Here is a 23,013-nt window from a genome sequence, read left to right as displayed (position 1 = left end):
AGGATTGGGGGGACTGTCGATGGCCGATGTCGACGTAGTTGGCGGTACCATCCGCTGCATGAGCATGGCGGTGTCGGCGCAGCGGGCGCGATTCGGAACGCGTGTGAGAAACGTGCGGGAAGACATCCGGGATCTCACGATCGCTGAAGTCGCCGATGCCGGCGGACCGTCTCGGGGTCGCATGGTCTCGCTGGAGAACGGCACAGGGACGTTGCCGGGGGACGCAGTCCTGGCTCGACTTGAGAATGCCTTGGGCCTCAAGAAGGGCACCGCCAAGGAATCACTGAAGAACGACACAGATCTCGTACTGGAGGACGGCAGGGTCATTCCGTACCCTTCCGAGCCGGTGTACTACTCCGAACAAGAGGTGGAGCAGCGCATCGAGTTCGAGCGGGCCATGCTCCGACACAGCCACGAGATGGCGATCTTCAAACGAGACGACATGTTCGTCTTGCCTCCCGGGCGATTGCAGGAGATCACCGATCTGTTGAACTCCCTCCCTCCTCGGGCCACCCCACCGCCCGAGGATTGAGCGTTCCTCGGGCCGCGGGCGTCGCCCTCTGCGCCCTCGGCCCGAGGAACGCTGATCAACCTGGGGCAGGAATTCCGAATACGCCACGTTTCGTGCATCCGGCGGTCGCGCCGCGCCGGCCACCGTTCGTGTGCCGGGCGAGGATCAGAGCAGTGAGCGCGTCGGCCTCGGCTTCCACTTTCCGGAAGCTGGTCGGATCGAGCCCTGGACCTACCGCGAGCCCGTTGCCGCTGACACCGGTGAGCTGGTTTGCTGCGGTCGCGACTGAAACTGCACGTTCGCGGTGGTGCCCCTGCAATAGGTGCGCAGCGATGTGCACCATCGTTCGCCGCCAGGACGCTGGAGACTCGGCGTGGCGGTGGAGCGCGACGATGTCATCTCCGCGGTCGAACAACAGGCCGCACAATCCTGATGGAAAGCCCTCTGGCAACGGTAGCCAGATGATCGGTTTCCCTACTTGGCGTTCGGTTGCCTCAGACAGATCTGCCATGGTCCAATCGGTCGGCAGTGCCAGCTGTTCGGCGATCTCCCCGAATCGTCGAGCGTGTGGGCACCGTGACTGGTCTGGTAATACGGCCAATGTCTACTTCTTTCCCCCGAGCACCTGATAGAAGAGTTCTCTTGACGGGTGAGTACATGCGCAGCACGTCGCCGCTGGCGTACTGCGCCGGCTGCGCGTTCAGGAGGACCGCGGCACCGCACAGAACGGCGGCCATTGTGGAGAAGCACACGGCGGACTTCGATTCTCATCAGGCTGCTTTCACGTCGAACGGAGCCCTCCCCCGCTGACGGCGTATGCCGTCTCCGAAGGGCTGCGGACGCATCAAGCCGGATGATTGAGCAGTGCCGACAGGACCTTGTTCCGTATGGAACAAGTGCGTTACCAGCCGACTCTAATCGGTTGCTGCGCAACCCGCAATCACAGATGAGATCGCGTTCTCTCTTCGAGGCGATGTCAAACCTGCACTTAGCCACCGGATTAGAGACAAGCACAGCGGGAAGCCATCGCATCTGCTGACATCGAGTCGTGAATTTGGCGGTAGCGCAACATATTTCATGCCTTCGAACTGGGTTGACTACGGGGCGACATCGGGTGCACAGGCGTATCCCGCTCGCGCCGAATGAGGTTCACTGGTAGAACCAAGCAGGTGACGACGCCTGTGCACATGACGTTCGATGACGACTACTACGCGGCGCCAGAGAAGGTCATGCATCAGCTGGCCGAGCAGGGGCCCATCCATCGTTTTTCGGCGCCGCAGGGCATCGACGGCTGGATGATCACCGGCTATGAGCTCGCTCGCGAGGTTTTCACCCACCCCCATGTGGCGAAAACGCCGGAGACCATGAACGGCTCCTACCTCTTGGACGTCAGCAACCTGTCGCGGCGCTCAAGATTCAACCGCTGGGCGAATGCACATCTGATTACGCATATGCTCGGGTCCGAGCCGCCCGACCACGAGCGGTTGCGCGCGGTCGTCGCCGAGCCGTTTAGCCAGCGTGGCCTGGCCGCCCGCGTCCCTCGTATCACGCAACTTGCCGATGACTTGCTGGACCGGATGGATTCCGCAGCAACAGCTGAATTCGATCTATCGGCGGCGTTTGCTGTGCCGCTGCCGGTTCAGATCGCAGCGGAGATCACGGGCGTTCCGGTCGAGTATTCGGACACGATCACTCGGTCCTCGGCCGTGCTCGGCGACTACCTAACCTCGAGCGTGCCTGAACTGCGCAGTGGGGTCATCGATTACGCCCGGATGATCTTACCGTTGATGCTCGCGCGGCGGTTCGCACCGCGCGATGACATCCTCAGCACGCTCGCTGCCGCTCACCGCCGCGGGGAGATAAGCTTCCGTGAGGCCACCTCGACGGCATCGATCATTCTGCTGGCCGGACATGAGGCGGTCACCTCGATGATCTTGACCAGCATGTTTGCCCTGCTGACCCATCCCGCCGAGATGGCTCGGGTGCGCGAGGATCCCAAGTCCCTCGATGCCGTGATCGAGGAGGCATTACGGGTGTACACGCCGCAACCGGTGGCGACACTGCGTGTGGCGACCGAGCCGATCACGCTGGCCGGTCAAGACATTCGTGCAGGTGAATGGATCTGGATCTCCTTGCTTGCTGCTGGCTACGATTCCCGGGCCAACGAGTGCCCGCATGCCTTCGACTCGACACGGAAGCCGCGACGATCTCTGCCGTTCGGTCACGGCATTCACTACTGCCTCGGTGCCCCACTCGCGCGCACGCTCACCCGCATCGCGGTCACTCGGCTCCTGGACCGGTACCCTGATATCGCGCTGGCGACAGGCGCGGACGAGCTGCGGTGGCGGCGCGCGATCTTCTTCCGGCGCATCGTGGAAATGCCCGTCATCCTGCGATGACCCGCTACAACCAACCTCGGTCCTGACGGAAAGACATCATCCGCTGGGTTGCCGCTCGCTGACTCCGCCGTCCGGCGAATTCGCACCAACGCGTCATCCCAGGTAGCAGGCGACGCGCCCCATCGAGGCTGGTGACGAGAGCGGCGCCAGCTATCACGGTGCCCTGGGCCCACTTTCGATCGGGTAGTCCGAGCAGATCAGCGTTGTCCTTCCCCAGGACCAGGCGGCCGTAGGCGCACAGGAGATCGGTGGCTGCTGCTCGGTGAACTCGCTGCCCCGGACCGTGGCCGTCACCGACCACGAGAGGGCCGATGGCGTGGATGAGCGCTTGTGCCAGACGTCGGGAATCCTGGTCGGGGGCACCGAATTCGTAGTCCGCCTGGATCCCCAGCATGCGCCAGTAGTCGTTTTCGGTGCTCGGCAGAAGTTCCGGGCGCACGCCGATGAGGTGTCCGACGTAGCGCCAGAGGTGGTAGACCGCGTTCCTCTCGCCTGCAGTGAAATGCAGTCCGCAGACTTGTGATCCAGCCAGCGGCGCAACTGCGAACAGCATGACCGTCCCCGCGAGCTGTGAGGTATTGAGCGGAATGTCCCAAGCCTCGCTGTCCCAGTCCGGACGCCGGGCCATCCCTGCACGGACCAGCGCGTGAGTCAGGCGCACCTGCACGACGCCTTTGAATCCGGGGGCAAAACGATGCATCCCGCCGGGCGTGGTGACATCCATCCACCACTTCACGGTCTCGGCCAGCCGTCGAGGTGCCATACGCTCCAGGTTTCCGGTACGCACGAGCGGTTTGGTGGCGCGGTATGCCAGGTAGCCGCCGCACAGCGCCAGCATGGCCAGGGCGGACAGGCCGATCAGCCCGGTGCGGGCGGTGACGCGGCAGGCCAGGTCGAGCTGGTCTGCATCGATCCAGTAGGGCTCCTCCAGGGCCGCGAAGAAGTCCCGGAGTTCGGCGGGCGGGTCGGAGACCGCGGTGATTCCATACTCGAGGGCGGTGTCGAACAGGGCGCGGCCTCGGCCGGGCGGGAGCCTCTGGATCATCGCGACCACGGCATCGGCGGGCGGGTCGCCGAGGTGGGGGTAGCGGCGCAGATACGCGGTGCGCTGCGCGGCGGTGGCGCGGATATCGCCGGGAGCCAGGTGCCGAAGGGCTGGGAACGGGATCTGGGCCGGGGGCCGCTCGGGCTGAGGTTCGGGATATCCACTGGTCATGTCAATGCCGCAGCACGATCGGGACCAGGATGCTGGGCCGGAACAGGCTGGCCGGTGGGGCGATCAGGGACATCACCCGCTCGAATGCGTGCGCGGCGCGGGGGTCGGTGGTGGCTCGGGCCAAGACCTGATCCAAGTAGCGGTGTTGCGCGCGGATCAGCGGTCCGGTCGGTGCATTGATGGTGCCCTTGTAGCGGCCGTCCTCGGCCGTCGACATCATCCACGGTGCCGCCGATGCGGCTGTGATCGCTGCGCGCGCCGCGCGGGCGGTGCGGGGGCCGATGTCGCGGTGGCGTTGCGCGGCCGCGCGCAGTCCGATCGCGGCGTCGATCGTGGTCGACATGCCCTGCCCGTACACCGGATTCAGGCAGGTGTGGGCGTCCCCGAGCGCGATAAGTCCGTCCGGGGTGTTATGAGCTTCGAGGTGTCGTCGCACGCTCGGGCCCGGGCGAAAGCCCCAGACCTCCCCTACAGGCTCAGCCGTGTGCAGCATATCCTCCAGCAGCGGTTCGCGCTCCTGGAGCTGGGCGAGCATCGTGGCGAATCCTTCTGCGCCGGAATCGGGTTCGTGTCCGCGCATCCCGCCGAGCGAGATGATCCACTGATCCTCCGAGATCGGTAGCACCGCCCCGGTCCGGGGCTGCTCGCGGGTGGCCTGCACGTACAGAGCGGAGTAGCCGAGTCGCGAATCTGGAGGGCGGTGCACGATGCGGCTGGTGTAGGCCACGCCGGCGTCGACGACGTCGACCGGCAGCGGGGCACATCCCAGGGCGGCGAGCCATCGCGGCAGTCGAGTACCCCGGCCCGAGGCGTCCACCACCAGCTCGGCAGGCTGCCGCGACTCGGTGACCCGCCCACGCCTGCGGATCCGCACGCCGGTCACAGCGCGATCGGACCCGAGCAGCCCGACCACCTCCGCTCCCTGCACAACCTCGATCACCGTGCCGTCGACAGTCCGTGACGGCGGGCGCCAGACGCGGGAGCGCACAACGTGATCGAGCAGCGGTCGAGGGCAGCTCAGGAACGCGAGGTCGGTATGGTGCTCGGCCATCGGCCCCGCCGAGGTCAGCCAGCGCAACCCACCGGACATCGCGACCAGGACCGCACCACGGGCCAACAGCTCGGAGCGCACGCCGGGCAAGAACTGCTCAAGGCGGCGGTGCCCGCCCTCCAGCAGCAAATGGGCGTGCCGCGACTGCGGTACCCCTGGCCGGAAAACAGGCTGGTCCGGATATACGTCGCGCTCGACGACGATCACCCGCTGCGCGGCGCCGCGCAGCGCCCACGCCGCCAGCATGCCCGCCAGCCCGCCACCGATCACCACCGCAGTTCCACGCTCCCGGGCCCCGGTGGTGCTCACGTTGTGCACCTGGGCTCGCTCGTCGACCTGCTTGGCGTGGTCATCGGCGTCGTCGTCCGATCATGCGGCCGAGAATGCCGTCCCGCGCGTCGACCAACGCCAGGTCCGTCCACCGCGCCCCCGGCTTCAGACTGGGAACGTGCACACTGGCTGTCACCTCGACACCGTTGGCAGCCAATATCTTTCGCATCTGGTCTGCCAGGAGTATCAGACGGCCAGCGGCTTTCAGAGTCGCGATGACGACAACTACTGCCTGGTCGGCAAGCACCGTTGTCGCCGCGGCCCCGACAGCATCCGCGGCGCCTTCCTCGACGTGCAGTACACCGACCACCTGCTGGTCGCGCAGCAAGACCAGAACCAGTCCGTCGCTGATTTCGGCCAGACCGCGAGCGGCCTCGATCGAGATCGGCAATGCTCGGGCGCTCATTGTGCCGATCCCCGGCGCTGTGCCTGCGTGTGCAGGTCTCGGCATACCATCGACAGCGATGCAGCAGCAGCCTCGAGGCCGCGCCCCGGGTGGATCTCGCCCCGGTCCCGGTGTGCCTTGGCGATCAGCAGGACCACGCCCATCAGCTGCGCCAGCAAGAGCAACTGCTCCCGAGGTGGATCGATCACCGCGCGATCGAGTTGGGCGAGTCCATACGCGACGCGCGCCGTGCACGCGCCGATCTCGCGTCTGGTCGTCTCTGGCGGTGCGGTCTGCGCAGACCGTCCCAAATCCAGTGCGGCCCCCGCGATTCGCTCGGTCATGGCGGGCTGTGCCCGGTGAGACCATTGCGCAAGGACTCCCGCGGTGCGAGCGGCAGCGTGCGCCCACACTCCCGTCGCGGCCGGAGGGACGGGCCGCAGCGTGGCACCGATCTGCCCGGCCGCAGTGATCATCCGGGCCCACATGACCGGATGGCTGAGCCGGATATCGCCGCGGTCGTGCGCGCCGCGCACGTGCTGCGCCTGCCACATCATCGCAGCGTGGGCTTGGGCGGCGTAGCTGGTGTCCCAGGCGCCGCGCAGCACCGTGAGCGCCAGGTCCCTGCCCAGGTCGATATCGCGGTAGAGCCTTCCGTCGTGCGCCAGCGCGTACCGGGTGATCGGGGTCGCGCCCGAGGCTGCCCAGATCTCGGTGCTGGTAGACCGGATCCGCGCGATGAACTCGCTCTCGGAGAGGCTGGCAACCGCGGCCGCCCGGATCATCAGCTCGAGATGAACTCGGACGTTCGCAGGGGCCCGACGTTGCTCGATGTCGAGTGGATCATCGACGTCGATCTCGGGCCGGTGCTGCGGTAGCGTCAGCCCGTACTGCTGCAGCCAAGCCGCTCTGGATTGCTGGGTCATGTCCCCTCCTGGATATTCGGTTGTTTCTCCGGATTGTGCGATGCGCTCGGAACTTGTTGTTCTGCACCGTGTTTGCACTGCGGATCTCGGATTCCGATGCATGTCATGACCGTCGCGGCCACGCCGATGAAAGATGCGATGACTGCGGCAATAGTGTTGTGGCTCATACGGTCTGGCCTTAAATCTCGCTTTCGCCCGGTCTCGCCGCCGCGCCGTGGCCAGAAGTCCGGCAGCTGGTCGAGGTCTCGCCGCAGGCTCGCCACGCCCCAGGTGCGGGTAACCGGAGCAGGCTCTGGGGCCGATGGACGGGCGACGTCGAAGACCGTGGAACCGGCGGTCACGACGCGGTCCCGCGTCGATAGGCGAGCACCGCATCCTCCTGTGTGACGGTGGCGATTTGCATTCCGTCATCGGTGTAGAGCTGTCCGGTAACCAGTGCCCGGGAGCCTGCGGCGGTAGGCGATTGGGTCGCGTAGAGGGTCCAGGCGTTCATCCGCGGTGGCCGGTGGATCCACAGGTGATGGTCGAGCGTGGCCGGAACGATCCGGTCCGCACCCCAGGCCAGGCCGTATCTAGTGACGATCGGATCCAGCGGTGTCTGGTCGCTGGCGTACGCGAGCACCGCGGCATGGATGAGCGGGGCGTCCGGCAGTGTGCCGTCCGCGCGCATCCACGCCCGGCACACAGTGGGGCGACGGCCTTGCTTCTGCAGCACCCACGGGGGCGCATCGGTGTACCGAATGTCCAGCGGCATCAGCGACTCCGAGAACATTTCCAGGCCCTCTCGGTCCGCGAAGGATGCGGCGATCTGCGGCAGGCCCTGCGGGGCTGGCACCCTCGGCATCGGGACCTGATGTTCGAGCCCTGCCCGTGAGGCTTGAAATCCGGCGAGGAACACCGCCACTACCTGCTCACCCTGGTAGGCGGTCACGGCGCGGCTGGCCAGCGAACGCCCATCGCGCAAACGCTCGACGTGATAGGACACCGGCTCATCGAGGCTGCCGGCCCGCACGAAATGCGCGCTGAGCGTGTGCAACGGCCGCCGTTCATAGTCGGTAACAGTGCGCCCGGCGGCCATAACGGCTTGCGCCAGGAATTGACCGCCGAAGACACGCTTCCAACTCTTGGTCGGATGGTGGCCGGTGAAGGTGTCCGCGTCGGTCGGGTCGAGGGCGAGCAGGTTCAGTAGTTCTTCGAAATCGGTTGTCTGCGTGTAGGTCACAGAGGTTCTCCAGTCTGCTGGACGGGTGTTCCGGGTGCAGTGCGGACGCTCCGGCGGGCGGGTCGGTGCGCGGGGAGCTGAATCGCCACCGCGGCGAGCGCGCCGAGCAGCACGACGACGCTGGTGATCGCGAAGAGTCGGTGTATCGAGGGGATGTACTGCGGGCCGGGGGCCACGACCGCGGCCACGATCGCGACGCCGAGCGCGGACCCGGTCTGGCGCAGGGTCAGGCCCATGCCCAGCCCGGCGCTGATATCTGCCTCGGGCACTGTGGCGGCAGTGATGATCGCCAGGCCGGTGACCGTAGCGCCGACCCCCACGCCGAACGCGATCGCTAACGGCCACCACAACGGCAGATCGGTGGTGGCGGAGAAGTGTTCGCTTGTGCAGACTGCGCAGGCAGCGGCGATGAGTGCCATTCCGGCGGCGCACAGCCATCCGGGGCGCCGCGCGGGCACACCTCGACCGCAGATCGGGGCCGACAGCATCGCCGCCACCCCGATCACGCCGATACAGCCCGCGGTATGCAGCAGTGATTGACGCCAAACCTGCTGCAGGAAAACGGGAATCGCCAGGAGCACCACGCCCATCACGACGCCGAGTGCGGCTTGGACCGCGCCCGAGATAGCGAACGGCGTAGACCTGCGCCACAGCCGTACCGGCAGCCCCGGCCGGGTGTGGGTAGCCCCGCGCCAGCACGCGGCCGCGCAGCCCAGCAGCCCAGCGACCGTCAGCGCCATTGTGGCCGTGGCCGCGCTGGCCGTTCCCCAGGAGTGGCCCTCGGTCAGGGTCGCGACCAGCATCGCGACGCCGCCACTCCATAGCAGCGCCCCGACCAGATCCGGCCTCCCACGCTGATGCCGGGTATCTGGTGGCAGCGCTATCACGCTCAGAGGGATAAGGATCGCGCAGACGGGTAGGTTGAGCAGGAAGATCGCTTGCCACCCCCACCACGTGACTGCCGCCGCGCCGACGGCCGGGCCGAGCGCGGCTGCCAGCGCTCCGGCTGCCGCCCACGCGCGGATTCCGGCCCCAGCGCGGTCCGGCGGAACGCTGGCCAGCACCGCTCCCAAGGCCGGGGACAGCATCAGCGCCGCCGCGACGCCTTGAGCGACCCGCGCTGCGATCAGCACGCCGGCGTTCGGCGCCAGTGCGCACCCCAACGACGTGACCGCGAATCCGAGCACCCCTGCCACCAGCACGCGGCGGTGCCCGATGGAGTCGGCCCATCGGCCTGCGACGGTCAGCACGGCCGCGAAAGCGGTCGCGAACCCACTGATGACCCACGCCAAATTCGGCCCGGCCGCTGGAAACCGCATCGCCAGCGCGGTGAACGCGAGATTCACTACAGTGGCGTCGAGCAGGGCGAGAAATGTTGCACTGCAAGCGATCAGAAGAATCCAGGAAGCTCGCGGCGGGCTTGCGCGCCCCGAGTCTGGCCAGTGCAGCTCGTGAACCAACTGCCCGCGCGAGGGAACGAGATCAGGATGCGCTGTCCGTACCTGGGCGATGATCTGCTCGGTAGTCAGGTCGTGGCCGTAGCGCCGCGTCCGCACCGGGAATTCGAGGCGCTCGGCCCGTAGTTCGGCGAACTTTGCAGCGTGCTCCCCCCGGTGTGGATGTGCTGCCGCGAATGAGGGGCTGAGCCGCCACCGCTCGAATGCGGCGATGTCGTCCCATACGGTGATGGAGGCCAGGACCGCACGATCCGTGGCGGACACACGAACGAGATCGAATCGTTTCAGCCCGTCCGCTGTGTCGAGGGTCGACAGGGTGGCCGAGAACGCGTCGGTGATCCATGTTTCCAGCCGGTGGGGGCCGGTGATCACGTTGACCACCGCGACCGCGCGGGCGGATCGCGCCGCCGGGCTGATCATCGTCGCCCTCCGACGGCATCGTGGGCCAACGCTGACATCCACTGTGTCACTTGAGGATTAGCGGTATATGAATCGTGGGGGCCGATCGAGCCGGCGAGGCGCACCAGTGCCGTTCCGTCGGCGGCGTTCGCCGCGAGATTGGGTCCGATTGCGGCGGCGAGCTGGGCCGCCAGGTGCGGCAGTTGTCCGATCGGATCGGCCACCACCGCCCCGATCACCTGCTGCATCTTCGCGGCGGCGGCCTGCGCCTGCTGTGCCGGCGGCGCCGGGTCAGGTGAGACCGCCGCCTGCGCCACGCGGTCAGAGATGCTGCGACCCGGCAGATAATCGACTTGGCCGCCCTGGACATTGACGTCGTCGAGCAATGTTTGGGTCGTGGCCGTGGACAACGCCCCCGACACTGCCGCTCCCGCCGAGGTGACCGCCGTAATCGGGTCGCGGAAATCGGTATGCGCCGCGACTCCTGCCGCGAATTTCACTGCATCGGCGTTGTCGGGGGCATTGCAGGCGAGATCCCCGTCCGCGCAGATCTCCACAACCCTCCCGTTGACGGTCCCGAAATCCTGTGGATTCGACGCGATTCCACCATCGGCGGGCACCGGCGCCAGCCGCACGGACTTGGTCGAGGTTCCGGATGTTCCCGGCACCGGGTCCGGGGATTGTTGCCCGGGGCGGCCCGGGACAGCATTCGGGCCGGGTGGGCGGGTCCAGTCCGATATCGCAGCGATGCCCGCGATGCGATCCGAAGGCACCGGCCCCGTCCCTGCGCCCTCCCGACGGGCGAAATCTGTTGCAGCACCGGCCCCTTGGGAGTACCCGACAACCGCGATCCGCGAGGTTGGGCACTGCGCGGCAACGTCCGCAGCCGTGACGTCCAGCCGCGTCTGCGCCTGGAGGGCCGACGCGGCGAAAGTCGGGCCGGGAGGGGTGCCAGGCACGCTGCCGAAACTCGCCGGGTAGGGGATGAAGACCTGGGCCATGTCGTTGTCGTGGGCCAGCGGGCCCAGGATGCTGCCGAGCATGCCGGTATCGGCTTGCGGATCCGGGGAAGATTGGCCGGTCCCCTGGATCCCGATCACCACCAGCGCGCGGCAGCCCTCTGGCAGCGGTCCGGCACCGGTATCCGCGGCCGCCGTTCCGGTGCCCACGCCCAACGCCGCGGCGACAAGGGCGGCCGACCCGAGCACCCCTCCGAACTTTCCTCGGCTCACCGCGCATCCTCCGACCGAACTGCCCTTTCCGGGCTTTCGCCCGATGCAGCGGGACCTCGCCGATCGGTCAATGCCCCAACTGGCGACGATGTGCCGTAGTCATTCAATTGAGCTGTGCTGCTTGTCAACTCGACGCGATCGCCGAGAGAAGAGATGGTCATGCTCACTTGCCCTTCGCAATTGGCGTCCAGGCCGCGGGCGTGCACCGCTGCGATGGCTGGTGATCATCGACGCTCGCACGGACCTCGACCGGGACCGGACGCGTTCAGAACTGCCCGCCCGGGTGCGACCCATCGGCGGCTATCGAAAAGCGGGGCCGCGCAATGTAGTTGCGCGGCCCCGCGGGACAGGATCAGGGAAGGAACCACGAGGCAAGGGCGATCACGTCGAGAAAGCCGTGCCAGAGGTTGATCGCCGTACCAATGATGTCCATTTCGTTCCTTTCATCGATCGAGCCGCACAGTGCGGGCCGGGATCGAGGACGTGACAGCCGATCCAGCGCGTCGGTGCGCACTGACGAAGGCTCTCGGAGCCGGACTCCCACCCCTCGATGAGGAATCTAGATAGAACATCATCCGACTGTCAATAGAACTTCAATAGAATCTGTTCTCTTCATGCGCTACTGTATCCCCCATGTACCCAGCGATCCGCACGGACAGCGCCGCAACGAACGACCTGCAGTACACGGGCGTCCAGTCGACGGATCGGTCCAGGTCGTATTGGACTGCGATCAACACCCGCAACCTCGGTGCGGACCCGCCAGGCCCGCGTGATCGTGCACACCGAGTCCACTCGTTCAGCCAAGCGGCCGGAATCCCCTTCGGCTACCGTCCGGCGAACCGGCGAGGTCTTGTTCCAGCCACAGAGTCCATGGAGAGTCCACATGGCCATAACCGAGCCGACATACCTGACCCGAGCCGAAGTCGCCGAGCGATTACGGCTCGCCCCTAAGACGCTTGCCAATTGGGCAAGCGCGGGCAAGGGGCCTCCATGCAGGCGTCTAGGCGGAGGTGAAGTCCGCTACCCCCGCAAGGACTTCGACGCTTGGGCACAAGATGCGCTCGACACAGACCGAACGAGGAAGGCGGCATGTCGCAAGACAAACTAGTCCCCGGCGCACCACCGGACCAAGACAAAATCAACCCGACGAAAGGTCCAGACGGCATCTGGAGATTGACTCGGGTCAGGCACCGCGCCCTCAACGGCGATTATCCTCGCAGCAGCGGCAAAGGCAGGACTCGTAAAGAATGCCTCGATGACTTCTGGCACAACTTCGATAAAAACAACACCAAAGGAAGCAATCGACGGAGACTTTCACAGCGCCGGCGGTTCGCGCTCACGGACAAGATGATCGACGTATTCGACTATTGGCTGAAACTCCAGTCGGCGCGAGTTGCCAAGGGCGAGATAGTCCAACGCACTTACAACAATTACCACCGAGGTATCAAACCTGCCCCTAAGAACGCACGAAACCGAAAGCCGAATGCCTACAAGTTGGAGAAAGAATTTGGCGGATTGACGATCGGAGAGGCGTGCAACCGGTTGGATATCGTCGACTACCTCGACGAAGTATTCGAAGTTGCCCCCAACACCGCGATGCTCCACCACGTCATACTCAAGAACGTGTGGAAGATGCTGATGACCAGTGCTCCCATCGAAGTGAACCCTATGCAGGGTATACCCCAACCCAAACCTGGAGGCTACGAACCTCGTGCGCTGGTCGGCGCCGAGCCTACGGGTGTACTGAACGCCATCACACGTTGGCTCGAATACGGCTACAGCCCCAGCGAGTATCTTCCTTGTTACTTTCTCTTACTGCTTGGGACCGGCATGAGGCCCTCCGAGGCAATTGCAGTGCGATGGCGCGACGTCCTCGACCTGGACGAAGAACGGGCAATCATTCATGTCTGCGGAACTATTGTCGCAGAACCATTCCACCGACAGAACAAGCGCAAGCGCGGCCCCCACTATTACGTCGTTGCGCCCCGATGGCTAACGACAATACTCAGAGCTTGGCGAGAGTTCGACCAGCCAGCATCTGACGAACAAGCCATATTTCTGCCGCCCTACGGCAACGGCGATTGGCTACACCCCTCCACGGTGCAAGCAGCTCTTGAGACCTTGCGCACATTCCGTGACAATGAATACGAGTGGTTCATCTGGACGAACCTTCGGGATACGGTCGCAACCGTCGTTGCCGTGGTCACCGGCGACGATGACAAGGCCAGTGCGCAACTGGGCCACACATCGGCACTTCGACGAACGATTGCGCAACGGCACTACATCGACCCAAAGGGGCGCCCGATCGAGCCTGTCGACAACGCCGATGCACTGGAGACACTTGCCCTGGATTGGACACCGACGGCGTACCGTAAGCACCGGATCTGGATCGACCGGCGGCGGAACAAAGGACGGACCGCCAAAGTTGGAACGAAGTTGGAAAAAAATGCTTCCTAGTAGCCATCCGCAGGAGGAAACCACTCGTGAACAGCACAGATGCCGACTACCGAGTCGAACACGACACGATGGGCGAGGTCAAGGTTCCGGTGGACGCGCTGTGGCGGGCACAGACGCAGCGGGCGGTGGAAAACTTCCCGATCAGCGGGCGCGGGCTCGAGCGGGCGCAGATCCGGGCGCTGGGCCTGCTGAAGGCGGCCTGCGCGGCGGTGAACCGGGAGCTGGGGCTGCTCGATTCCGCCAAGGCCGAGGTGATCATCGCCGCCGCCGGGGAGATCGCGGACGGCAGGCACGACGAGCAGTTCCCGATCGACGTATTCCAGACCGGTTCGGGTACCAGCTCGAACATGAATGCCAACGAGGTAATCGCGAGCCTGGCCGCGGCCCGTGGGGTCACCGTGCACCCCAACGACGACGTCAATATGTCGCAGTCCTCGAACGATACCTTTCCCACCGCAACGCATCTGGCCGCCACCGAGGCCGTGGTGAAGGATCTGATTCCGGCCCTGGACCATCTGCGACTCCGCCTGCTGGACAAGGCAACCGAGTGGCGCACGGTCGTGAAGTCCGGGCGCACCCACCTGATGGACGCGGTCCCGGTGACCCTCGGCCAGGAGTTCAGTGGTTACACCCGGCAGGTTGAGGCCGGAATCGACCGGCTCACAGCGACTTTGGTGCGCCTGGGCGAGCTGCCCATCGGTGGCACCGCGGTCGGTACCGGACTCAACGCTCCGGCCGGTTTCGGCACGAAGGTCGTTGCGGAACTGCAGCGTTCGACCGGACTGGACGAATTGTCCGAGGCACGTAATCATTTCGAGGCGCAGGCCGCGCGCGACGGCCTGGTGGAGCTGTCGGGCGCGCTGCGCACGGTCGCGATCTCACTGACGAAGATCGCCAACGATATTCGCTGGATGGGCTCGGGCCCGCTGACGGGCCTGGCGGAGATCCAGCTGCCCGATCTGCAGCCGGGCTCGTCGATCATGCCCGGCAAGGTGAATCCCGTTCTGCCCGAGGCAGTTACGCAGGTCGCCGCGCAGGTCATCGGTAACGACGCCGCGGTCACCTGGGGCGGCGGCAACGGCGCGTTCGAGCTGAACGTCTACATCCCGATGATGGCGCGCAACGTCCTGGAGTCGATTCGCCTGCTGGCCAATGTATCCCGGCTGTTCGCGGACAAGTGCATCAGCGGGCTGACCGCCGATACCGAGCGCCTGCGCCACCTGGCCGAATCCTCCCCGTCGATCGTCACGCCGTTGAACTCGGCGATCGGTTACGAGGAGGCGGCCGCCGTGGCGAAGCAGGCATTGAAGGAACACAAAACCATCCGCCAGACGGTCATCGACCGCGGATTGATCGGCGACGAACTCTCCCTCGCAGAGCTCGATCGCCGCCTGGACGTGCTGTCCATGGCGAAGGTGGAGGATTCCGAATAAAGAACTGATTTTCCTGCCCGGGATCCGATTTTCCATTAACGATAGCAATTTGTCAGCAATCGAATGGAACAACCGGATCCCCGGCGGGGGCATGCGCGGCGCGGCTCGATCCGCGCCCCGAGATTACAGACCGAAGATGGAACGCCCCTGGCTGAACAGCTGGACGATGAAGTCGAGGACCTGGGAGATGTCGCTGATAGCCATTGTTCTTCCTTTCTGAGTGCCGCCCTGTGCGGTCATCCAGTTAATCGAGGGCTACAGCCAGGTTGTTTCAGGATTTTCGATTCTCACAGTCGGCTGACAGAATGCACCGTCAGCGGCCCGGAAATTCCTGTGCCACCCTCGAGAAGACCGGTTACACGGCGGCGGCCGCCAGCGCCGGGTAGTCCTTCAGGCCGGCATCCTTGGCCGCGCTGTCCGCGTACTTCGTCATCAGCGCGAAGGTTCGCGACTCCAGGAACCAGTTACGCATCGCGATGCCACGCGCGGTTCGTGGCGCCAGGAACCGCCCGGCATTGGAGTTCCCGGCGATCTTGGCGTTACGGCGCATGATCTCGTCGTAGCGAGCGAAGGCCCCGGCATGCTCGCCCCCGGCCGCCGCGAGCTCACCGGCCAGCACATAGGCGCCGACGACGGCCAGACCGGTTCCGAAGCCGCCCAGCGTATTTCCGTACGCGGAATCACCGATCAGCGCGATCCGGCCCTTCGTGTACCGACCCTTCATCCGGACCTGGCTGATCGAATCGAGGTAGAAGTCGTCCAGCCCGGGCAGTTCGGCGAGCATGGCCGGCACGGGACCGCCGACCTCGGAATAGGCGTCAGCGAGGATACGCTGTTGCGCGGCAACGTCATCGCGGGGAATGCCGATTTCCGGGGAGGCGAAGATATAGTGCTGCGCAGCCTTGAAACCGCCACGCACCGCCAGCCGCCCCGGTTCGTTGTAGCCCTGCCCCCGCCTGCGCACGCGCGGCTCCTCGGGGTCGTATCCCCGTCCGGCGTCCCCGGCGATGACGTAGTAGTAGCCCAGGTGGTGGACGTAGTCCCGCTCGGGCCCGAATGCCAGGCGCCGCACCCGCGAGTGGATCCCGTCGGCGCCGAACACCAGATCGAAGGTGCGCGCCGGAGCGTGCTCGAACTCGACGTGCACGCCATCGGCGGTATCGGTGAGCGCGGCGACCGAATCGCCGAACAGGTAGGTGCAGGTCCCGGCGGTCTGCTCGTACAGGATCCGGGCCAGGTCGCCCCGCAGGATCTCGACATCACCGCCGGTGAAATCGCCTGACAGCACGGCCAATTCGCGCCCCGCGTCGTCGGCGAACACCACATCGGTCTTGCCGGTCTGCTGCCGCACGATCTCATCCCACACTCCCATCTGCTCGAGCACGGCGCGGTGCGTGGACCCCTTGAAGTCGATGGCTTGGCCGCCGGGACGCAGCCGCGGCGCCCGCTCAACCACGGTGACATCGAAGCCGTAGCGGTGCAGCCAGTAGGCCAGGGCGGGGCCGGCGATGCTGGCGCCGGAGATGAGAACGGTCTTGTTATGCATGGTGAGCTCCGGTTCTTAACTGTGTCTGTCGGACGCGATTTAGCGTACGATGGACACAGTTTGGCGTCAAGCCCGAATTCGGGAAGGATGGAGACATGACCGGACAGACCGCCCTCGAACTGCTCTGGGGCGCGCAGCAGCGGCCCAGGCGCGGGCCGAAGCCCTCGCTGTCGCTGGAGCGCATCGTCACCGAGGCCATCGCGCTCGCGGATTCCGAAGGGCTGGACAGTCTTTCGATGCAGCGGCTGGCCGAACGGCTGGGCTGCACGAAGATGGCGCTGTATCGCTATGTGCCGGGCAAGGCCGAGCTGATCGCCTTGATGCTGGACGAAGCGATGGGCAATGCTCCGGATCTTGTTGCGGTGGCGAAGAATTCGACCGAAGAACCGTGGCGGGCCCAGATGCGCGCCTGGACGGTGACCACCTTCGAATGGCAGCGCGCGCACCCGTGGACGCTCGACGTCACCCTGCGCTCACGGCTGTTCGGCCCCAACGAGATCGGTTGGATGGAGGCGGCGCTGGCCGCCCTGGCACCGCTGGCCGAACGCGGCCTCACCGGCCCCGAGCGCCTCGACGCGCTGGTCTTGTTCTCCGGCCACGCCCGCTCCCTGGCCCAGGCGGCCATCGGCGGCAACACCGGCGACGTGGAGGACGAGATGGCCCGCCAGCTCACCGAGACCCTGGCGAGCCGGGCCGCAGACTTCCCGCACACCCTCGCCGCGTTCACCGAACCGGGCCCGCCCGAGGCCCGCGACAACGCCCTGCGCTTCGGCATCGACCGCATTCTCGACGGCCTGGCCGCCTTGATTGCCACCCGCAGAGCCGCCACTCACCGTGACAACTGATTTCGCAAGGACATGGGTAACTCGCCGGGGACGGGCCCACCGCAACCAGGCCATCATCCGCCGGCCCGACGAGCAACGCCAGCGGCAAGCAACGACACGCTGAAGGCGCGGGGAGGCGGGACCGTTTCCACCGTTTCGGACGCATAGGCGGCTTAGAGTCGGAGCATGTCCGAGAAACCCGAGCTACGGCAAGATGCGATCACCACGGTGCGCGAGTTCTTCGCGGCGTTGGAGATGGGCGCGGTGGACGAGGCGCTCGATCTGCTCGACCCCGATATCGTCTGGAAAAACACCTCACTGCCCGATGTCCGCGGCCTGGGCCGCGTCCGCGGGCTGCTGCGCGGACTCAACCGGGATTCCTTCGGTTTCCGCGCCGACATGCACCACATCGCCATGGAATCGGACGGCCGCCCCGTCTCCGAGGGCGACACCGTCCTGACCGAGCGCACCGATTATCTGCGCGCCGGGCCCGTCGAGATCGCGTTCTGGGTGTGCGGAACATTCGAACTCGTCGACGGCCGCATCACCCTCTGGCACGACCATTTCAGCTGGGAGAATTTCGTGCGCGGCACCGCGGCAGGGCTCTGGAACGCTGTGCGCCGCCGCTGAGCCGGTATCGCCACACGCGACGTCGTCATCCACACACCTGCCCGAGGCCGGGTGTGCATTCCCGGCTGGGCCGGGATGCGGAGACAGGCACCCGCACCCCGGCAACCGTCTACCGGCGCAGGTGGGACAGCTCGGTGCGAGCCTTCTCCCCCTCCTCGCCGAAATCGGTGCGAGTGAAGACGTTCCAGCGGGCCAGGAGCGGCGCGAAGACCAGCTCGGGCTCGCGCGCGGGATCATAGATGCCCCCCTCCGCCAGGACCGCCGTGCTGCTGCGGCCGTCGGCGAGGGTGAGCTCGGGCACCGCGAAGGCGGCCACCTGATCCGCGATCGCCCGCACGGCCTGATCCGGCGCCAGATCCAGGGCGGCGGACACCAGGTTGGCGAAGAACTCCGACTGCAGCTCGTCGTCGGCGGCGATGCGGTCGGCGATCGCGGTGACGATCAGGTTCTCCCCCAGCTCGGCGGTATTGCGGTGCCGCACCGCCGCGGCGCGCTCCTCGAAGGCGCAGGCGGCCAGCACATCCACCAGATGCAGCGCGGGGCGGCGGAATCCGGTGGTCATGTGCGCCATCCGCATCCGCTCGAGCTCCACCGGGTCCACCGCGCGGGTGACCATCAGGTAGTTGCGGATAATGATCTCGTGCCGGTTCTCCTCGGCCGTCCACCGGCCGATCCACCGCCACCAGGGACCGGTGCGCAGATACTTGGCGACCTCGCGGTGATACGAGGGCAGGTTGTCGGCGATCAGGACGCTGACGGTCAGCGCCACCTTCGCGACCTCACCGAGCTCGGATTGTTCCGGCTCCCAGTGGGTTCCGCCGAGGAACCCGAAGTTGCGGCCGTCGTCCCAGGGCACGTAGTCGTGCGGCTGCCAGCCGTCGGCGGCGTCGATGTGACGCCGAAGATTGTCCTCCACCGTCGGCGCAAGCGATTCCAGCAGCTCACGGTCGGTTAAAAGTGTTTGCACGCCGCTAACCTACAGATTGTTCTCAGAAAACGGGAGCGTACCCGATAACGGCCCGGGAACAGTGCGTCCCCGGGCCGCCTCGACGAGCTTTCGGTCACTTCGGGGTGACCGTGGTCTTCTCGTTCACCCAGCTGATGGTGCCGCCGCTGAAGTCGCTCTCCTTGCCGCCGACGACGTCCTTCTCGTCGGTGGTCGGATAGCCGAGCTTGCCGTTGACGCCACCGTCGCTGTCCCACGCCTTGCGGATCTCGCCCCAGACCACGTGCGGCCCGGTCGGCTCGCTCCAGCAGATGGCGCCGCCGGTGAATTCCTGGCAGGAGCCGCCGTTCGGGCCGCTGACCGAGTTGCCGGTCGGCGCGCCGAGCGGGCTGGACGCCCCGCCCATCTCGTTGTACTTGGCCATCAGATGTCCGGTGATGGTGAACTCGCCGTTCGGCGTCTGAATCTTGGTCTCGGTCGGACCGGCGGCCGCGCTGCTCTGTGCGGCAGCGGCCGCAGCGGTGGTCATGCTGGACGATGAGCTGGACGAGGAACCGTCGTTGTTGCTGCTGCAGGCGGTGAAGAAGAGGGTCGCCGCGGCGAGGGTCATGGTGGTCGCGGCCGTGCGTCGAGCGAGGTGGTGCATGTCCATCCTCTCGAGAGAGGCTGCCGGCGATGCCGTGTCGCCGACAACCCGAAGCCGGTGTCCGGCTAAATTTCGGCGAACCACTGAGGGCTCGGAGAAACCTCGCCGAACAGGTATCTCGGCGAAATATACTCGCCGACTCCCGAGAATTGCGAATGCTACAGAGTTGCCATATCCGGTGAACTCCCTCGCTCCCGATCGAGCCGATCAGGAGCGAGGGCGCGCCACTTTCCGGCTCCAAGTAGGTAGCCGGGCAACGGATCAGGCGTGCGGGCCGTACTCCTCCAGCATCTCCGTCACCAGTGCGGCGATCGGCGATCGCTCACTCCGGGTGAGTGTGACGTGCGCAAAGAGCGGATGCCCCTTGAGCTTTTCGATCACCGCCGCGACCCCGTCGTGCCGTCCGACACGCAGGTTGTCGCGCTGTGCGACGTCGTGAGTGAGCACGACCCGCGACCCGCTGCCCAGCCGGCTCAGCACCGTGAGCAGGACATTGCGCTCGAGCGACTGCGCCTCGTCGACGATCACGAATGAATCGTGCAGCGATCGGCCGCGAATGTGGGTCAGCGGCAAGACTTCCAGCATCCCGCGGCTGAGCACCTCCTCCAACACCTCCGGACTGGCCAGCCCGTCGAGGGTGTCGAAGACCGCCTGGGCCCACGGCCCCATCTTCTCGCTCTCGGATCCGGGCAGATAGCCGAGCTCCTGGCCGCCGACCGCGTAGAGCGGGCGGAACACCACCACCTTGCGCTGAGATCGCCGCTCCAGCACCGCCTCCAGGCCGGCGGTCAGCGCCAGCGCGGACTTTCCGGTTCCGGCCTTGCCGCCGAGGGAGATGATGCCGACGCTCTCGTCCAGGAGCAGATCCAGCGCGATGCGCTGCTCGGCCGAGCGCCCGTGCAGCCCGAACGCCTCCCGATCGCCGCGCACCAGTTGGACCCGTTTGTCCGGCGTGACCCGTGCCAGCGCACTGCCATTCGCGCCCAGCAGCCGAATTCCGGTGTGGCAGGGAATGTCCCGGGCCTCGTCGAGGTCGATCACCGAGTCGGAGTACAGCCGGTCGACGGTCTCGGCGCTGACGTCCAGCTCGGTCATGCCGGTCCATCCCGAGGTGATCACGTCCTGCGCGTGATACTCCTCGGCGTGCAAACCGACCGCACCAGCCTTGACCCGCAACGGAATATCCTTCGACACCAGCACCACCGTCTGGCCCTCGGCGGCGAGATTGAGCGCGCAGGCCAGGATGCGGGAATCGTTGGTGTCGGTACGGAATCCGACCGGCAGCACCTCCGGATCGGTGTGATTGAGCTCGACGTGCAGGGTGCCGCCGACAGTCCCGATCGGGATCGGCTCGTCGAGGCGTCCGTGCTCGATGCGCAAATCGTCCAGCAGCCGCAGCGCCTCGCGGGCGAACCAGCCGAGCTCGTGATGATGACGTTTGGCTTCCAGTTCGCTGATCACCACCAGCGGCAGCACCACCCGGTGCTCGCCGAAACGCGTGACGGCCCAGGGGTCCGACAGCAAAACGGAGGTGTCGATCACGAAGGTTTTCAATCCGGTGGCGCCGGATCCAGAGGTGTGGGCTCCCTTTCCGGAGCCGCCGCTCGTGGTGGAGCGGGCATTCGAGGGAGCGATGACGGAGCGTGCATCAGTCACGGTGGGCTCCTTTGTTGTCCGTACTACACCCGTACAGACCTATCTCGCTGGGCCGGTCCGCCCCGGGGTCATATGACCCGGAGGCCGGGTGCCGGCCCCCTCGCACTGAAGTTCTCAGTCACGATCAGGACCTCCCGTACGAGCCACACCTTCGCAGCCCGCACATCCGACGTTACTGCGGTTTCCCGATTGAGGCTCGCCGGTTTGTTCGCATGTTGGTGAAGATCCCGTTAACGCCTCGGGCTGGTCTACGGGCGGAGTGAGGTTTCGGCGGCGGAGATTTCGCAGGTCAGGCAGGTCCTTGAAGGGGACATCGAGGGTCTGTGATTTGCGCGACACGCCGAGAATTAGCGGTGACTCGCCGCGCCGATGAGGAGTGCGTGCCGGACAGACCGGCTGGTCGGGAAGAACTGGGGCGGGGTGGATCTCGTGCAGGGCACGTCGGCGGGAGACAGCGCGGTCCAGCGCAGACGATCCATGCCTAGCCCGCCCCGTCACCGGGCAGCTGCGGCGGCGAGCGACCCTGCCGGATTGTGCTGGCGCCCTGCCGGTCTCGGCGGCCGATGGTTCGACTCGGCGGTAATCGCCACCGGCACCCTCGGATCCCTCACCGAGACATCCGATGTCATGAGAGCTGACGCCGGTCGGATCGTTGCCGAGGCGCGCGCTGGAACGGCGCTGCTGGCGGCGGCGCTGCTGACGGCCGCGCTGTCTGTGACCGGCTGTCCGCGACGCCAGCGATGTCTCCGGCCGCGATCCTCAGGAGCGAAGTTGCTCGAGCAGAACCGTCACATGGCTGTGGATCGGGTCTCGCACCGCGGTCACCAGCGTCACCGGCCCCGCCTCGCCCAGTTCCCGCAGGCGCGCCAGCGCCTCCTGGTGCTCATCGTCGGCAAGCTCGGCGCCGTACTTGCGCGCGAACTCGGCCGCCCGATGATCCGGATCCGCATGGAACCACCGCCGCAGATCCTCCGAGGGCGTCACCGCCTTCATCCACTCATCGATCCGCGCCCGCTGTTTGCTGACCCCGCGCGGCCAGAGCCGGTCGACAAGCACCCGATACCCATCCTCCGGATCAGGCTCGTCATACACCCGCTTCACCCGAAAGCCCACCGCCGGTTGCTGCGCCATACCTCCATGGCAGCACGATTTCCCCCACAGCACGAGGACCCCGCGCCCGAAAACGATAGAGTCGTCTCATGCCCGAAGCTGCCGACCTGGAAAAGCTCTCCTCCAAGGACCTCCACGACCGCGCCGTCAAACACGCCGTCCGCCACGGCGACGTCCGCTTCCTCTGGAAGCTCCTGGAACAGATCCCCGCCGCCGAGGCAGCCATCGGCAACCTGAACGAAAGCGCAGCAGACATCAAATACGTCCTGCCCATGCTGGACGACTACCTGCACGCCGGAGACGGGGACATCGCCGAGGTGCTGCGACCGTTGTACGTGGAGTACCTCACCAAGCACGCTTGAGGGAAACATCCGTCGCCACATGTGTCGGCGACCGGCGTTTCCTCCCTCACCTGGTCCTGCACGAGCCGGAGGCCTGGGTGTTCGCCGCCCACGCCGAACTCGGAGAGCTGTATGACCCAGCCACCGCACCCTCCAAGCGGCTGCTGCGGTATCAGCCGGGGTACGTGAAGGTTACCGACGGACCGCTGGCGGTCGCCGAGCTGGGCATTGATGCGATTCGAGCCCAGTGCCCACATACGGATGCATGGCTGGCGAAGCTGGTGGAGTGAGTCGGT

23 protein-coding genes are annotated in these 23,013 nt (G+C 66.1%); 9 read left to right on the top strand and 14 right to left on the bottom strand.

The features are described from left to right. Window positions 1-58 precede the first annotated feature (58 nt). Window positions 59-532 (top strand): helix-turn-helix domain-containing protein, encoded by a 474-nt coding sequence (locus KO481_RS16415; RefSeq protein WP_215918028.1) that lies wholly within the window; start codon window positions 59-61, stop codon window positions 530-532. A 55-nt stretch (window positions 533-587) separates the two neighbouring features. Here the strand turns inward: KO481_RS16415 and KO481_RS16410 are convergent, their stop codons facing one another. Further along, window positions 588-1,022 (bottom strand): hypothetical protein, encoded by a 435-nt coding sequence (locus tag KO481_RS16410; RefSeq protein ID WP_215918027.1) that lies wholly within the window; start codon window positions 1,020-1,022, stop codon window positions 588-590. 658 nt (window positions 1,023-1,680) lie between these two features. On the opposite strand from KO481_RS16410, the gene KO481_RS44350 reads away from it, so the two are divergent. Then, window positions 1,681-2,910 carry a cytochrome P450 gene (locus tag KO481_RS44350; protein ID WP_215918026.1) on the top strand — a complete coding sequence of 410 codons (1,230 nt, stop codon included), beginning with the start codon at window positions 1,681-1,683 and terminating at the stop codon, window positions 2,908-2,910. Window positions 2,911-2,914: 4 nt separating this feature from the next. Here the strand turns inward: KO481_RS44350 and KO481_RS16400 are convergent, their stop codons facing one another. The 8 genes from KO481_RS16400 to KO481_RS16365 all read right to left on the bottom strand — a co-directional run bounded on the left by KO481_RS16400 (window position 2,915) and on the right by KO481_RS16365 (window position 11,642). Further along, entirely contained in the window at window positions 2,915-4,126 is a 1,212-nt protein-coding gene (locus KO481_RS16400; RefSeq protein ID WP_215918025.1) for an oxygenase MpaB family protein, read from the bottom strand. A 1-nt stretch (window position 4,127) separates the two neighbouring features. Then, window positions 4,128-5,486: an FAD-dependent oxidoreductase gene (locus KO481_RS16395; protein WP_215918024.1), complete on the bottom strand. Its 1,359-nt coding sequence runs from the start codon at window positions 5,484-5,486 to the stop codon at window positions 4,128-4,130. Between the two features lie 40 nt (window positions 5,487-5,526). Then, window positions 5,527-5,898, bottom strand: a complete 372-nt coding sequence (locus KO481_RS16390; RefSeq protein ID WP_215918023.1) for a hypothetical protein — start codon at window positions 5,896-5,898, stop codon at window positions 5,527-5,529. An 11-nt stretch (window positions 5,899-5,909) separates the two neighbouring features. After that, the gene (locus tag KO481_RS16385) at window positions 5,910-6,818 is read right to left on the bottom strand and encodes a hypothetical protein (RefSeq protein ID WP_215918022.1); all 909 of its coding nucleotides are present in this window, start codon (window positions 6,816-6,818) and stop codon (window positions 5,910-5,912) included. 337 nt (window positions 6,819-7,155) lie between these two features. After that, a complete protein-coding gene (locus tag KO481_RS16380; protein ID WP_215918472.1) occupies window positions 7,156-8,040 on the bottom strand; it encodes an acyl-CoA thioesterase in 885 nt (294 codons plus the stop codon). After that, window positions 8,037-9,917, bottom strand: coding sequence for an MFS transporter (locus KO481_RS16375; protein ID WP_215918021.1), 1,881 nt, complete (start codon window positions 9,915-9,917; stop codon window positions 8,037-8,039). The genes KO481_RS16380 and KO481_RS16375 overlap by 4 nt, the downstream gene beginning before the upstream one ends. Then, window positions 9,914-11,128 (bottom strand): cutinase family protein, encoded by a 1,215-nt coding sequence (locus KO481_RS16370; protein ID WP_215918020.1) that lies wholly within the window; start codon window positions 11,126-11,128, stop codon window positions 9,914-9,916. Before KO481_RS16370 ends, KO481_RS16375 begins: the two co-directional genes overlap by 4 nt. 352 nt (window positions 11,129-11,480) lie before the next feature. Next, entirely contained in the window at window positions 11,481-11,642 is a 162-nt protein-coding gene (locus KO481_RS16365; protein WP_215918019.1) for a hypothetical protein, read from the bottom strand. Between the two features lie 369 nt (window positions 11,643-12,011). On the opposite strand from KO481_RS16365, the gene KO481_RS44775 reads away from it, so the two are divergent. From KO481_RS44775 to KO481_RS16350, 3 genes are read left to right on the top strand one after another with little or no spacing between them, the layout of a single operon-like run. Continuing rightward, entirely contained in the window at window positions 12,012-12,236 is a 225-nt protein-coding gene (locus tag KO481_RS44775) for a helix-turn-helix transcriptional regulator (RefSeq protein WP_215918018.1), read from the top strand. Continuing rightward, window positions 12,218-13,585 carry a tyrosine-type recombinase/integrase gene (locus tag KO481_RS16355; protein ID WP_215918017.1) on the top strand — a complete coding sequence of 456 codons (1,368 nt, stop codon included), beginning with the start codon at window positions 12,218-12,220 and terminating at the stop codon, window positions 13,583-13,585. The genes KO481_RS44775 and KO481_RS16355 overlap by 19 nt, the downstream gene beginning before the upstream one ends. A gap of 26 nt (window positions 13,586-13,611) precedes the next feature. Continuing rightward, window positions 13,612-15,018 (top strand): class II fumarate hydratase, encoded by a 1,407-nt coding sequence (locus KO481_RS16350; RefSeq protein WP_308166641.1) that lies wholly within the window; start codon window positions 13,612-13,614, stop codon window positions 15,016-15,018. Window positions 15,019-15,373: 355 nt separating this feature from the next. On the opposite strand, the gene KO481_RS16345 is transcribed toward KO481_RS16350, so the two are convergent. Further along, window positions 15,374-16,564: an FAD-dependent monooxygenase gene (locus KO481_RS16345; RefSeq protein WP_215918016.1), complete on the bottom strand. Its 1,191-nt coding sequence runs from the start codon at window positions 16,562-16,564 to the stop codon at window positions 15,374-15,376. Between the two features lie 95 nt (window positions 16,565-16,659). Between KO481_RS16345 and KO481_RS16340 the strand changes: the two genes are divergently transcribed. Both KO481_RS16340 and KO481_RS16335 read left to right on the top strand, forming a co-directional pair. Beyond that, on the top strand, window positions 16,660-17,409 hold the full coding sequence (locus KO481_RS16340) for a TetR/AcrR family transcriptional regulator (RefSeq protein ID WP_215918015.1): 750 nt from the start codon (window positions 16,660-16,662) through the stop codon (window positions 17,407-17,409). Between the two features lie 165 nt (window positions 17,410-17,574). After that, window positions 17,575-18,018 carry a limonene-1,2-epoxide hydrolase family protein gene (locus tag KO481_RS16335; protein WP_215918014.1) on the top strand — a complete coding sequence of 148 codons (444 nt, stop codon included), beginning with the start codon at window positions 17,575-17,577 and terminating at the stop codon, window positions 18,016-18,018. Between the two features lie 109 nt (window positions 18,019-18,127). On the opposite strand, the gene KO481_RS16330 is transcribed toward KO481_RS16335, so the two are convergent. From KO481_RS16330 to KO481_RS16315, 4 genes are all read right to left on the bottom strand, one after another. Beyond that, window positions 18,128-18,985, bottom strand: coding sequence for an acyl-ACP desaturase (locus tag KO481_RS16330; RefSeq protein ID WP_215918013.1), 858 nt, complete (start codon window positions 18,983-18,985; stop codon window positions 18,128-18,130). Window positions 18,986-19,079: 94 nt separating this feature from the next. After that, window positions 19,080-19,610 (bottom strand): LGFP repeat-containing protein, encoded by a 531-nt coding sequence (locus tag KO481_RS16325; protein ID WP_245401044.1) that lies wholly within the window; start codon window positions 19,608-19,610, stop codon window positions 19,080-19,082. A gap of 261 nt (window positions 19,611-19,871) precedes the next feature. After that, window positions 19,872-21,164 carry an RNA 5'-3' helicase PhoH2 gene (phoH2, locus tag KO481_RS16320; protein WP_245401078.1) on the bottom strand — a complete coding sequence of 431 codons (1,293 nt, stop codon included), beginning with the start codon at window positions 21,162-21,164 and terminating at the stop codon, window positions 19,872-19,874. 861 nt (window positions 21,165-22,025) lie between these two features. Next, on the bottom strand, window positions 22,026-22,397 hold the full coding sequence (locus KO481_RS16315; RefSeq protein ID WP_215918010.1) for a DUF488 domain-containing protein: 372 nt from the start codon (window positions 22,395-22,397) through the stop codon (window positions 22,026-22,028). 68 nt (window positions 22,398-22,465) lie between these two features. Between KO481_RS16315 and KO481_RS16310 the strand changes: the two genes are divergently transcribed. Together KO481_RS16310 and KO481_RS16305 are read left to right on the top strand one after the other, a co-directional pair. Beyond that, the gene (locus KO481_RS16310) at window positions 22,466-22,738 is read left to right on the top strand and encodes a hypothetical protein (protein ID WP_215918009.1); all 273 of its coding nucleotides are present in this window, start codon (window positions 22,466-22,468) and stop codon (window positions 22,736-22,738) included. Beyond that, window positions 22,735-23,007 (top strand): DUF4276 family protein, encoded by a 273-nt coding sequence (locus KO481_RS16305; protein ID WP_215918008.1) that lies wholly within the window; start codon window positions 22,735-22,737, stop codon window positions 23,005-23,007. Before KO481_RS16310 ends, KO481_RS16305 begins: the two co-directional genes overlap by 4 nt. Window positions 23,008-23,013: the final 6 nt, after the last annotated feature.

Source organism: Nocardia albiluteola, from assembly GCF_018860155.1.
Lineage (GTDB): Bacteria > Actinomycetota > Actinomycetes > Mycobacteriales > Mycobacteriaceae > Nocardia > Nocardia albiluteola.
Note: the sequence above shows the minus strand (reverse complement) of the source record. Positions and strands in the feature narration are given on the sequence as shown.